This window comes from Brevundimonas sp. C43 (assembly GCF_030732185.1).
Lineage (GTDB): Bacteria > Pseudomonadota > Alphaproteobacteria > Caulobacterales > Caulobacteraceae > Brevundimonas > Brevundimonas diminuta_C.
Map to the genome: position 1 here is coordinate 234,035 of NZ_CP132231.1, position 11,914 is coordinate 245,948.

The window sequence follows — 11,914 nt, forward strand, 5'->3', positions numbered from 1 at the left end:
CATCTAGGGACGGGCCGAAGGGCTCGATTGGACAGGGCGTGTTTCTCTCGACCTATGAGAAGCAGCTGGACGGCAAGCGCCGTCTCCTCATCCCCAACGATTTCCGCACGACCGAAAATGGCGCTGCCGGCGGCGTCTTCATCTTCCCTTCGATCGAGGCCGACTGTCTGGAAGCGGGCGGCGACCGCCTGTTCGCCGTCTATGCCGAGATGATCGAGGCCCTGCCGTTCGGCTCCGAGGAGCGTTCGGCGCTGGAGTGGCAGGTGATGGGCGAGCAGGTGCGCCTGGCCTATGATTCCGGCGGTCGGATCACCTTGCCCGAGGCGCTGTGCGCCGAAGCCGGTCTGGGCGACACCGTCGTCATCGTCGGCCTGAACGACCGTTTCCAGATCTGGTCGCGCGAGAAATGGGCGGCCCGCCGCGCCGAACAGCGCGCCCTGGCCAAGGCCGGCATGGCCCAGATCGGCGCCTTGAAGCTGGCGGCCCAGATGAAGCTGGCGGGAGGCGGATCGTGACGGACGCTCCTCCCACTTCTCCCCATGCCCCCGTCCTGCTGGCCGAGGTGATCGAGGCCCTGGCGCCCGCGCCCGGCGATGTCGTGATCGACGCCACCTTCGGCGCCGGCGGCTATACCCGCGCCATCCTGAAGGCCGGCGCCCAGGTCGTCGCTTTGGATCGCGACCCGACGGTCCAGCCGCACGCCGACGCCGTCGCCAGCGACTTTCCCGGCCAGTTCCAGCTGATCCGCACCCCCTTCTCAGGCCTGGGGCAGGCGTTCGCCGACAGCGGCAAGGCGAAGCTGGACGGCGCCGTCTTCGACATCGGCGTCTCGTCGATGCAACTGGATCAGGCTGAGCGCGGCTTCTCCTTCATGCGCGACGGTCCGCTGGACATGCGCATGTCCGATGAGGGCGTGACTGCGGCCGACATCGTCAACACCTGGGACCACGGCCCCCTGGCCCACATCTTCAAACTGTATGGCGAAGAGCGCCAGTCGGGTCGCGTCGCCACCGCCATCCTGCGTCGCCGCGCCGAACAGCCGTTCACCCGCACCCTGGATCTGGCCGAGGTGGTCGAAAAGGCCCTGGGCGGCCGTCGCGGCGCGCCCATCCATCCGGCGACCCGCGTGTTTCAGGCCCTGCGCATCGCGGTCAATGACGAGCTGGGCGAACTGGAGCGCGGTCTGGAAGCGGCCGAGGCGACGCTCGCCCCCGGTGGCCGCCTCGCCGTCGTCACCTTCCATTCGCTGGAAGACCGCATCGTCAAGGCCTTCCTGACCGAGCGCACGGGCAACAGCCCCGCCGGTTCGCGTCATGCGCCGATGGCCGTCGATCCGCGCAAGCCCAGCTTCACGCTTCAGTTCAAGGGTGCGCGCGATGCGGGCGACGAAGAGCGTTCCACCAACCCCCGCGCCCGCTCGGCCAAGCTGCGCGCCGCCGTGCGCACCGACGCCCCGGCCTGGGGCCGGATCGATGGGGGAGCGGCGGCATGACCACGGCCCCCTTCTTCACCTATTCCCGCACCGCCCTTCAGCGCCTGTTCGACTGGAAGGTGCGTGGCGTGCGCTGGGTCGAGATCATCGGCGTGGCCCTGGTCGCGATCATGATCGTGTCGGTCTATGCGGCCAAGGCCGCTGCCGCGCGCGAAAGCAGCCGCATCGCTCAGATCGAACAGGACATCCGCGAGAACGGCCAGCGCGTCCGCCTGCTGCGCGCCGAGGTCGCCCGGCTGGAGCAGCCCGCGCGTCTAGAAAGCCTGTCGCGTCAGATCGGCATGGCCCCCGTCGCGGTCGCCCGTCAGGCCAAGGAAGGTCAGCTGACCGCCCTGAAACCCGTCGCCGCTCAACCCGCCGCATCTGCTCCCGCAGCCGCGCCGGCGCCCGCCGCCGTCGCCGATGACGCGCCCGTCCCCACGCCCTCGCCGGAGCCGGCGCAATGAGCGTTCAGGATCATCGCTATCACCGCCCTGCGCCGGGCGCCGATTTCCAGGAACGGCTGCAAGGCCGCCTGTCGCCCTTCTGGCGCTGGCTGACCGAACTGGTCTGGCGGCTGGAGCACGGCTTCGAGCGCGCCCGCGCCGACGCCCGCCCGGAAGAGGACACGCGCGTCCGCATCTTCCTGATCCTGATCGTCTTTTCCTGCGTCTTCGCAGGCCTGGCCATCGGCGCGTCCTACAAGGCCCTGTTCGCGCCGGCCAACGGTCTGGGACGCGGCGTCAATCCAAACGCCCTGGTGCGCGGCGACCTGACGGACCGCAATGGCGAGCTGCTGGCCACCAACATCGTCCACTACGGCCTCTACATCGACCCGGCCGAGATCTGGGATCGCGACCTGGCCTATCGCCAGATCCGCCGCGCCCTACCGCGCATCTCGGCCGAGCGGCTGAAGAAGGTGCTGGGCGGCGACCGTCGCCTGATCGCCCTGACCGGCCTGACGCCTCAGGAAAAGGCCGCCGTCCACGACCTGGCCCTGGGCGGCGTCACCTTCGAGCCTGAAGATCGCCGCGCCTATCCGCTGGGGACCTCGGCCGTCCACCTGATCGGCGACGCCGACACGGGCGGGCAGGGCGTCTCGGGCGCCGAACTGGCCTTCAACGACGAGATCCGCGCGGCGGGTCAGCGCGGCGAGGCCTTCCCCCTGTCCATCGACCTGCGCGTCCAGGGCGTGCTGGAAAACGAACTCGCCGCCGCCGCGATCAAGAACCAGGCCAAGGGCGCCGTCGGCATCGTCACCGACGTTCAGACCGGCGAGGTGCTGGGCATGGCGTCCTGGCCGACCTTCAACTCGGCCGATCGCGGCGCTGCGCCCGACGGCGCGACGCTGAACCGCGCGGTTTCGGGCCACTACGAAATGGGCTCGGTGTTCAAGACCTTCACCGTCGCCGCCGGGCTCGACACCGGCCGGGCCGACATGAACACCCTGTTCGACGCCTCCCAGGCCTTCCAGATCGGCGATCGCAAGATCAAGGACTTCCACGCCCAGAACCGGGTGATGACGCTGGAAGAGGTCTATCTGCACTCCTCCAACATCGGCACGTCACAACTGGCGGTGCAGATGGGTCCCAACACCATGCGGGACTATTTCCGCCGCCTGGGCCTGCTGGACGCCGCCAGAATCGAGCTGAAGGAATCGGCCAAGCCCGTCGTGCCGCGTCGCTGGGACAACTCGACCCTGGCGTCGCTGTCCTTCGGCTACGGCATCATGATCACCCCGGCCCAGATGGTTCAGGCCATGGGCGCCCTGACCAACGGCGGTCGGATGATCCCGCTGTCGCTGCGCAAGGGCGGCGCCCGCAACGTCCAGCCGCAACAGGTCGTGACCGAAGAGACCTCGCGCGCCATTCTCGACCTGCTGCGTCGAAACGTCGTCAAGGGTTCGGGCGGTTTCGCCGATGCGCCGGGCCTGAGGGTCGGCGGCAAGACCGGCTCGGCCAACAAGCTGGTCGGCGGTCGCTATGACCCCAGCCATGCCCTGGGCTCCTTCGCGGCGGTCTTCCCCGTCGACGGCCCGCTGAACGGCAAGCGCTACGCCATCCTGATCGTGATGGACGAGCCGGGAACCTATCCCAAGACCGGCGCCTATGTCGCTGCGCCGGCCGTGCACAATATCGCCGACCGCATCGCCGGCTTCCTGGGCGTCGAACGCCGCGACGACCGCTGGCGCACGGCCTCGGGCGAGAAGATCCCGCAGTATCAGGACGTGGCGGGGGACGGGCTTTGAGCGCGCTTCACCTGTCCGACCTGCTGCGCCGCGACGTGTCCTCGGATCCCGTCATCACCGGCGTCACCGCCGACAGCCGCAAGGTCTCGCCCGGCGCTCTGTTCGTCGCCCTGCCGGGCACGGCCGCCGACGGCCGCGCCTTCATCCCCCAGGCGCTGGCGCAAGGGGCCGCTGCGGTTCTGGCTCCGACCGATACGCCCGACGGCGCGGCGCCCGTTCTGGTCACCTCGGGCGACGTGCGCCGGGCCTACGCCATCGCCGCGCGCGGCTTCTACGGCGCCCAGCCCAAGACCTGCGTCGCTGTTACCGGCACCAACGGCAAGACCTCGGTCGCCACCTTCTGCCGCCAGATCTGGGCCGGGATCGGCCACAAGTCCGCCAGCATGGGCACGCTGGGCGTCATCGGCCAGAAGGGCACCAAGACCTACGCCCTGACCGGCCCCGGCCTGACCAGCCCCGACGCCGCCGAGGCCGCGCGCCTGATGGCCGAACTGGCCGCCAAGGACGTGACCCACGTCGCGCTGGAGGCCTCGTCCCACGGCATCGACCAACGCCGCCTCGACGGGGTCGCCTTGAAGGCCGCCGCCTTCACCAACCTGACCCAGGACCATCTCGACTATCACGGCACCATGGCGGACTACCGCTCCGCCAAGATGCGCCTGTTCGAGACCCTGCTGCCGCGCGGCCGCACCGCCGTGCTGAACGCCGATTCCGACGCCTATTCGGTCTTCGCCTCCGCCTCCATCATGGCGGGTCTGGGCGTCATGGGCGTGGGCGAGCGCGGTCGCGACCTGACACTGATCGGCCGTCGCGCGACGCCTGAGGGCCAGCGTCTGACGATCGACGTGCGCGGCGACATCCGCGAAATCCTGCTGCCCCTGGCTGGCGCGTTTCAGGCGTCCAACGCCCTGGTCGCGGCCGGTCTGTGCATCGCCGCCGGCGACCCGGCCGACGCCGTCATCGGCGCGCTGGAAGGCCTGACCGGGGCGCAAGGCCGCCTGCAGCGCATCGACAGCGGCCAGGAAAGCCGGGGCGAGGTCTATGTCGACTACGCCCACACGCCCGACGGGCTTGAGACGGTTCTGAACGCGCTGCGTCCCCACGCGACCGGTCGACTGATCGTCGTCTTCGGCGCCGGCGGCGATCGCGATCGCGGCAAACGCCCCCTGATGGGCGAGATCGCCGGGCGTCTGGCCGACATCGCTATCGTCACCGACGACAATCCGCGATCCGAAGACGCCGCCGCCATCCGCGCCCAGGTCCGCGCCGGCTGCCCGGACGGGATCGAGATCGGCGACCGCCGCGCCGCCATCGAGGCCGCCGTCGAAATGATGCGTGACGGGGATGTGGTGGTCATCGCCGGAAAAGGGCATGAACAGGGTCAGATCGTCGCGGGCGTGACCCACCCCTTCGACGACGCCACTGTCGCGTCCGAGGCCCTGTCTCTCTATGCCTGAACACTCCGCCCGCCCGCTCTGGTCGGCCGCCGAAGTCGCCGCCGCCACGGGCGGCGTGCTAAAGGGCGATGATCGCCCGATCACGGGCCTGACCTACAACAGCCGCGAGATCGTCCCCGGTGATCTGTTTCTGGCGCTGAAGGGCGAACGCGACGGGCATCAGTTCGCCAGCGGCGCCTTCGCATCGGGCGCCGCGGCCGCCCTGGTCGAACATCCGGTCGAGGGCGGCCCTTGCGTCGTCGTGCCCGACACCTTGCGCGGCCTCGAAGCCCTGGGCGTCGCCGCCCGCGAGCGCGCGCCGCATGTGAAGCGCGGCGCCGTCACCGGCAGCGTCGGCAAGACCAGTGTTACCCAAGCCATCAAGGCGGGCCTGGACCTCGCCGGTCCCGCCCACGGCTCGATCAAGAGCTACAACAACCACATCGGCGTGCCCCTGACCCTGGCCCGGATGCCGGTCGAGACCCGGCGCGCCGTCTTCGAGATCGGCATGAATGCGCCCGGCGAGATCGCGCCCCTGTCGCGCTTCGTCGCTCCCCACGCGGCCTGTGTCACTACGGTCGGTCCGGTCCATATCGAGGCCTTCGCGGACGGCGAGGCGGGCGTCGCGCGTGAAAAGGCGACCATCTTCCAGGGTCTGGTCCCGGGCGGCGCGGCGGTGGCGAACGGCGACGTCGCCTTCTCGGCCGTCCTGTGCGACGCGGCCAAGGCGGTCGGCGCGCGACTGCTGACATTCGGATCCGACGCCGGCCATGACGCCCGCCTGCTGGACTTCCGGCCGGACGCCGAAGGCGCGGCGGTCGCCGCCGAACTGTTCGGGCGACGCATCGACTATCGCCTGGCCCAGTCCGGCGCCCACTGGGGCCTGAACAGCCTGTGCGTCCTCTTGATGCTCGACGCCCTGGACGTGACTCTGGAGACGGGTCTCGAAGCCCTCACGGGGTTCCAGCCTCTGGCCGGACGCGGCCAGACGCGCACGGTCACGACGCCGGACGGCGCCTTCACCCTGATCGACGAAAGCTACAACGCCAATCCGCTGTCCATGGCGGCCGGGTTCAAGACCCTGGGCGCGCGCTCGACCTTGGGCCGCCGCGTGGTCGTCCTGACCGATATGCTGGAACTGGGCGAGCAGAGCCGCGACCTGCATGAAGGCCTCGCCGGTCCCATCGACGCCGCCGGCCTCGACCTTGTCCACGCCGCCGGCCCCGAGATGCGCTGGCTCTACGACGCGCTTCCGGTCTCGCGACGCGGCGTCTGGCGCGCGACGGCGGCGGAACTGGCGGCCGAGGCGGCCCTGCTGGTCGCGCCCGGCGACATCGTCATGGTCAAGGGCTCGAACGGTTCCAAGGCCTCGCTGGTGGCCAAGGCGCTGGCCGACCTTCAAGGCCGCGACATGACGCCCACGACGCGATAGGGAAGCCGAATGTTTTACCTGCTCTATCTCTACTACGCCGATGTGGCGCACCAGTATCCGCTGCTGAACCTGGTTCAGTACCAGACGGTGCGCGTGGCGCTCGCCATGGCCACCGCCATGATCGTCGCCGTCGCCATGGGCAGCCGCTTCATCAACTGGATCCGCGCCAAACAGGGCCGGGGCCAGCCGATCCGCGACGACGGCCCGGTGTCCCACCTGTCCAAGGTCGGCACCCCGACCATGGGCGGTCTGATGATCCTGGCCGGCATCGGCGTGGCGGTGCTGCTCTGGGGCGACCTGACCAATCCGTACATCTGGATCGTCAGCTTCGTGACGGCGGCCTTCGGCGTGCTCGGCTTCATCGACGACTACGCCAAGGTGACCAAACAGACCTCGGCCGGCCTGACGTCGAAACAGAAGCTCCTGGCCCAGACCGTCGTCGCCGTCGTCGCCGGCGTCCTGACCGTGCTGTGGATGACCGTCTCGCCGACCTCGCCGGGGCTCGAGACGTCGATCGCCTTCCCGTTCTTCAAGGCCGTGCTGCTGAACATCGGCTGGTTCTATGTGGCGTTTGCGGCCTTCACCATTGTCGGCTTCTCCAATGCGGTGAACCTGACCGACGGTCTGGACGGGCTGGCGACCGTGCCGGTGATGATGGCGGCGGGCGCGTTCGGCGTGATCAGCTACCTCGCTGGCAACTTCGTCTTCGCCCAGTATCTTCAGGTCCACCACGTCCCGGGTGCGGGCGAACTGGCCATCTTCTGCGCGGCCATGATCGGCGGCGGCGCGGGCTTCCTGTGGTACAACGCCCCCCCGGCCAAGATCTTCATGGGCGACACCGGCTCGCTGGCCCTGGGCGGGGCGCTCGGCGCCATCGCCGTCACCACCAAGCACGAACTGGTCCTGGGCATCGTCGGCGGACTGTTCGTCATGGAGGCCGCCTCGGTCATGATCCAGGTCGGCTATTACAAGCTGACCAAGAAGCGCATCTTCCTGATGGCGCCGGTCCACCACCATTTCGAGAAGATGGGCTGGCCGGAATCCACCGTCGTCATCCGCTTCTGGATTATCGCCGGCGCCCTGGCCCTGCTGGGCCTGTCGACGCTGAAGCTGCGCTGATCCGATGATCCCCGTTCCCGGCTTTGAAGGCAGGCGGGTCGCGGTCTTCGGCCTGGGACGGTCGGGGATCACGGCCGCACGCGCCCTTCAGGCCGGGGGCGCGATCCCGATCCTGTGGGACGACGGCGAGGCCGGCCGGGCGCAGGCGAAAGGCGAGGGCTTCACGGTCGATGACCTGGCCGTCGCCGACTGGTTCGACTTCGCCGCCCTGGTCCTGTCGCCCGGCGCGCCCCTGACCCATCCCAGGCCGCACTGGACCGTGGACCTGGCCCGCGCGGCTGGCGTGCCCGTCCTTGGCGACATCGAACTGTTCGCTCGCGCCCTGGCCGCCCGGCCGCAGGATCAGCGGCCGCGCGTCGTCGCGATCACCGGCACCAACGGCAAGTCCACCACCACCGCCCTGATCGGCTGGGTGCTGAAGTCGGCGGGCCTGACGGTCCACGTCGGCGGCAATATCGGCGTCGGCGTCCTGGCTCTGCCCGACCCGACGCCCGACGCCGTCTATGTCATCGAGGTCTCCAGCTATCAGCTGGACCTGACCACGACCTTCGCCCCCGATGTCGCCATCCTGACCAACATCAGCCCCGACCACCTGGACCGCCACGGCGGCATGGACGGCTATGTCGCGGCCAAGCGCCGGATCTTCGCAGGGCAGGGGGCAGATGGTGTGGCCTTGGTCGGCGTGGATGAGGATTGGGGGCAGGAGATCGCATCTGAACTCTCCCAACGCGTCATCGCTATTTCCTCCTCCGCTCATCCCCGCGAAAGCGGGGACCCAGGGCTTTCGTCAGGACACGAGGCCGAGGATCCACGTCTTGCCCCATCCTCACCGGTAGAGGGCCCACAGAACTGGTTCCCCGCTTTCGCGGAGATGAGCGGAATTAAGGCTGTGCCCGGCGCGATCTGGAGCGAAGGTCGTGAACTCGTAAACCTCACCGCCGCCCGTTCGCTTCCCGGCCGCCACAACGCCCAGAACGCCGCCTTCGCCTATGCGACCGCCCGCGCTCTGGGTGTCACCCACGACGCCGCCGTCGCCGGCCTGCTGTCCTTCCCCGGCCTGGCGCACCGGATGGAGGCGGTCGGCCGCCTCGGCTCCGTGCGCTTCATCAACGATTCCAAGGCCACCAACGCCGACGCCGCGCGCCAGGCCCTGGCCTCCTACCCCCACGTCTTCTGGATCGCCGGCGGCGTACCAAAGGCCGGCGGCATCGCGGACCTCGCCGACCTCTTCCCCCGCATCGCCAAGGCCTATCTGATCGGCGACGCGGCCCCGACCTTCGCCGCCACACTGGCTGACACGCCCCACGTCATCGCCCGCACCCTCGACGACGCCGTGGCCGCCGCCGCCGCCGATGCGGCCTTTGCCGGCGGCGACCAGATCGTCCTTCTGTCCCCCGCCTGCGCCAGCTTCGATCAGTTCAAGGACTTCGAGGCGCGCGGCGAGGCCTTCCGCGCCGCCGTCCTGGCCCTCGGCGCCCTCCCGGAAACCGCGTCATGAGCGCTCCCTACACCCCCGCCTTTTCCCGCAACGACCAAAGCCATGTGGCCCAGTGGTTCTGGACCGTGGATCGCGGCCTGCTGGGCGCGGCGCTCGCGCTGATGGGGCTTGGCGTCGCGCTCAGCTTCGCCTCCAGCCCCGCCGCCATTTTAGCCGATGAATCGATCACCGACCCCTTCCACTATTCCTGGCGGATGATGGTCTTTTCGGGCGTGGGGCTCAGCATCATGCTGACGACCTCGCTGATGTCGCCGCGCGGCGTGCGACGCATCGCGGTCCTGGCCCTGTTCGGCGCCATCGTCGTGATGATGGCTCTGCCCTTTATCGGCGACACGGTGAAGGGGGCCGCCCGCTGGGTGAACTTCGGCCCCTTCAGCCTGCAACCGTCCGAGTTCGCCAAGCCCGGCCTGATCGTCTTCGCCGCCTGGATGTTCGCCGAGGCGCAAAAGGGGCAGGGGGTGCCCGGCGTCACCATCGCGTTTGGGTTCTACGCCCTGACCGTCTCGCTGCTGCTGATCCAGCCCGACATCGGCCAGACGCTTCTGATCACCACCACCTTCATGGCCGTCTTCTTCATGGCGGGCGTGCCGTTCAAATGGATGGCGGTTCTGGCCAGCCTGGGCATGGCGGGGCTGGTGTCGCTGTATTTCGTCTTCGGCCATATGCGCGACCGCCTCAGCCGCTTCTTCTCGCCCGAAACCACCGACACCCACCAGATCGACAGCGCGTCCGAGGCCATCCGCGCCGGCGGCCTGCTGGGCCGGGGCATCGGCGAGGGCGTGATGAAGCGCCGCGTGCCCGACCTGCACACCGACTTCATCTATTCCGTCGGCGCCGAGGAGTTCGGCCTGATCCTCAGCCTGATGATGATCAGCCTCTACGCCTTCATCGTCATCCGGGGCATGCGCCGGGCCATGAAGCTGACCGATCCGTTCGAACAGACGGCGGCGGCGGGCCTGTTCATGCTGATCGGGCTTCAGGCCTGCATCAACGTCGCGGTGAACCTGAACCTGATCCCTACCAAGGGCATGACCCTGCCCTTCATCAGCTACGGCGGCTCCTCCATGCTGGCCATGGGCCTGACCATGGGTTTCGCCCTGGCCCTGACCCGACGCCGCCCCGGCGCCTACGAACCCGGCGCCAGCCTGACCATGGGGCGGCGGTTGTTGTAGTCCGCCACAGCGTTCCGTCATCCTAGGCCTTGTGCCTAGGATCCATAAACTCGGCCTTGTCCGCTCGGACTCTTTCGGTCGATACCGGGCGTATGGATCCTCGCCACAAGGGCGAGGATGACGGGATAGGTAGGCTAGCGAGCGTTTCTGGCTAAACAGGCCCAAGCGATTTCCGTCGCTTACCGCTAGCGATCGACCGTCTCCTGCCCACGCCGCAAAACCGTGCGATCCTGTCGCCTCCCCATTCCTCGCCGCACCGTTCCTGGCCGACATTAGACAGATTAGACGAATTAGACGGTGTTTTTGCCTGCCCACCGTCTGAACTTCAGACTATTCAGACCCTCTTTTTCGGAGCCTCGCCCATGACCAAGCTCTGCGTCGTCGCCGCCGGCGGCACCGGCGGCCATATGTTCCCGGCCGAGGCGCTGGCGCGCGAGATGGCGGCGCGCGGCTGGCGCGTGGTGCTGGCGACCGATCACCGGGGCGAACAATACGCCCACGCCTTTCCGGCCGAGGAGCGGCTGGCGCTGGACGCCGCCACCGGCTCCGGCCCTCTGGGCCTGATCAAGGCGGGCGTCGCCATCTTCAAGGGCGTGGTCCAGGCGCGAACGGCCTTCGACCGGCTGGGCGCGGACGTCGTCGTCGGCTTCGGCGGCTATCCGTCCGCCCCGGCCCTGGTCGCCGCCGTCACGTCCCAGCGACCGACGGTGATCCACGAACAGAACGCGGTCCTGGGCCGCACCAACCGCATCCTGGCCCCCTACGTGGGTCAGGTCGCCTCGTCCTTCCCGACGCTGGAACGCGCGCCGGCCAAGGTTCAGGGCCGCTCGCACGTCGTCGGCTCGCCGGTGCGGTCCGAGATCCGCGCCCTGTTTGACCGCCCCTATGCCGCTCCCGCCGCCGACGCCCCGATCCATCTGCTGGTGACCGGCGGCAGCCAGGGCGCCCGCATCCTATCCGAGACCACGCCCCGCGCCCTGGCCGCCCTGCCGGAACCCTTGCGCCGCCGCCTGAAGGTGCAGCAGCAGTCCCGCCCCGAGACGCTGGAGGCCGCGCGCCAGATCTATCTGGAGGCCGGGATTGAGGCCGAGGTCGCCCCCTTCTTCCGCGACATGGCTGACCGGCTGTTCAAGGCGCACCTGGTCGTCGGCCGCTCCGGCGCCTCGACCTGCGCCGAACTGGCGGTCGCGGCCCTGCCGTCCGTCCTGATCCCGCTGAAGATCGCCACCGACGACCACCAGCGCCTGAACGCCAAGGCCCTGACCGATGCGGGCGCGGCCGAGGTCATTCTGGAAGACGACCTGACCGTCGATCGCCTGGCCTCGACCCTGACCAGCGTTTTGTCCGATCCGGCGCGCCTGTCGGCCATGTCCGCCGCCGCCCGCAGCGTCGCCATCCCCGACGCCGCCCAACGCCTGGCCGACCTCGTCGAGGCGACGGCGGGGCGTGCATGATGTCTCCTCCCCACGTGTGGGGAGGGGGACCGCGTAGCGGTGGAGGGGCTCTTCACGCCGAAAGAACCCCTCCGTCACGGCGCA

General features: G+C 69.2%; 11 protein-coding genes. 10 read left to right on the forward strand and 1 reads right to left on the reverse strand.

Going from position 1 to position 11,914, the window contains the following annotated elements; all coding sequences use genetic code 11:
• Positions 1–199 precede the first annotated feature (199 nt).
• On the reverse strand, positions 200–268 hold the full coding sequence (locus Q9R14_RS16320; protein ID WP_350224835.1) for a hypothetical protein: 69 nt from the start codon (positions 266–268) through the stop codon (positions 200–202).
• Here Q9R14_RS16320 and Q9R14_RS16325 point away from each other — a divergent pair.
• The 10 genes from Q9R14_RS16325 (at position 267) to murG (ending at position 11,830) form a co-directional block, all read left to right on the forward strand.
• Positions 267–515 (forward strand): division/cell wall cluster transcriptional repressor MraZ, encoded by a 249-nt coding sequence (locus Q9R14_RS16325; RefSeq protein ID WP_350224834.1) that lies wholly within the window; start codon positions 267–269, stop codon positions 513–515. The genes Q9R14_RS16320 and Q9R14_RS16325 overlap by 2 nt on opposite strands.
• Complete coding sequence (rsmH, locus tag Q9R14_RS01270; RefSeq protein ID WP_306003191.1) at positions 512–1,492, forward strand: 16S rRNA (cytosine(1402)-N(4))-methyltransferase RsmH; 981 nt, start codon at positions 512–514, stop codon at positions 1,490–1,492. The genes Q9R14_RS16325 and rsmH overlap by 4 nt, the downstream gene beginning before the upstream one ends.
• Complete coding sequence (locus tag Q9R14_RS01275) at positions 1,489–1,938, forward strand: cell division protein (protein ID WP_306003192.1); 450 nt, start codon at positions 1,489–1,491, stop codon at positions 1,936–1,938. The genes rsmH and Q9R14_RS01275 overlap by 4 nt, the downstream gene beginning before the upstream one ends.
• A complete protein-coding gene (locus Q9R14_RS01280; RefSeq protein WP_039246852.1) occupies positions 1,935–3,719 on the forward strand; it encodes a penicillin-binding protein 2 in 1,785 nt (594 codons plus the stop codon). Before Q9R14_RS01275 ends, Q9R14_RS01280 begins: the two co-directional genes overlap by 4 nt.
• On the forward strand, positions 3,716–5,176 hold the full coding sequence (locus Q9R14_RS01285) for a UDP-N-acetylmuramoyl-L-alanyl-D-glutamate--2,6-diaminopimelate ligase (RefSeq protein WP_306003193.1): 1,461 nt from the start codon (positions 3,716–3,718) through the stop codon (positions 5,174–5,176). Before Q9R14_RS01280 ends, Q9R14_RS01285 begins: the two co-directional genes overlap by 4 nt.
• Positions 5,169–6,587: a UDP-N-acetylmuramoyl-tripeptide--D-alanyl-D-alanine ligase gene (gene murF, locus Q9R14_RS01290; protein ID WP_306003194.1), complete on the forward strand. Its 1,419-nt coding sequence runs from the start codon at positions 5,169–5,171 to the stop codon at positions 6,585–6,587. The genes Q9R14_RS01285 and murF overlap by 8 nt, the downstream gene beginning before the upstream one ends.
• A 9-nt stretch (positions 6,588–6,596) precedes the next feature.
• Positions 6,597–7,706, forward strand: coding sequence for a phospho-N-acetylmuramoyl-pentapeptide-transferase (gene mraY, locus Q9R14_RS01295; protein ID WP_017504532.1), 1,110 nt, complete (start codon positions 6,597–6,599; stop codon positions 7,704–7,706).
• A gap of 4 nt (positions 7,707–7,710) precedes the next feature.
• Positions 7,711–9,204, forward strand: a complete 1,494-nt coding sequence (murD, locus tag Q9R14_RS01300; protein WP_306003195.1) for a UDP-N-acetylmuramoyl-L-alanine--D-glutamate ligase — start codon at positions 7,711–7,713, stop codon at positions 9,202–9,204.
• The gene (locus Q9R14_RS01305) at positions 9,201–10,376 is read left to right on the forward strand and encodes a putative peptidoglycan glycosyltransferase FtsW (protein ID WP_306003196.1); all 1,176 of its coding nucleotides are present in this window, start codon (positions 9,201–9,203) and stop codon (positions 10,374–10,376) included. The genes murD and Q9R14_RS01305 overlap by 4 nt, the downstream gene beginning before the upstream one ends.
• A 362-nt stretch (positions 10,377–10,738) precedes the next feature.
• Positions 10,739–11,830, forward strand: a complete 1,092-nt coding sequence (murG, locus tag Q9R14_RS01310) for an undecaprenyldiphospho-muramoylpentapeptide beta-N-acetylglucosaminyltransferase (protein ID WP_306003197.1) — start codon at positions 10,739–10,741, stop codon at positions 11,828–11,830.
• The last annotated feature ends 84 nt before the right edge of the window (positions 11,831–11,914 follow it).

Bases quoted from the DNA above. Each gene is read 5' to 3' on its own strand.
- Q9R14_RS01275 (WP_306003192.1), top strand. From the start codon at position 1,489: ATGACCACGGCCCCCTTCTTCACCTATTCCCGCACCGCCCTTCAGCGC.
- Q9R14_RS01280 (WP_039246852.1), top strand. From the start codon at position 1,935: ATGAGCGTTCAGGATCATCGCTATCACCGCCCTGCGCCGGGCGCCGAT.
- Q9R14_RS01305 (WP_306003196.1), top strand. From the start codon at position 9,201: ATGAGCGCTCCCTACACCCCCGCCTTTTCCCGCAACGACCAAAGCCAT.
- murF (WP_306003194.1), top strand. From the start codon at position 5,169: ATGCCTGAACACTCCGCCCGCCCGCTCTGGTCGGCCGCCGAAGTCGCC.
- Q9R14_RS16325 (WP_350224834.1), top strand. From the start codon at position 267: ATGGGCGAGCAGGTGCGCCTGGCCTATGATTCCGGCGGTCGGATCACC.
- murD (WP_306003195.1), top strand. From the start codon at position 7,711: ATGATCCCCGTTCCCGGCTTTGAAGGCAGGCGGGTCGCGGTCTTCGGC.
- mraY (WP_017504532.1), top strand. From the start codon at position 6,597: ATGTTTTACCTGCTCTATCTCTACTACGCCGATGTGGCGCACCAGTAT.
- murG (WP_306003197.1), top strand. From the start codon at position 10,739: ATGACCAAGCTCTGCGTCGTCGCCGCCGGCGGCACCGGCGGCCATATG.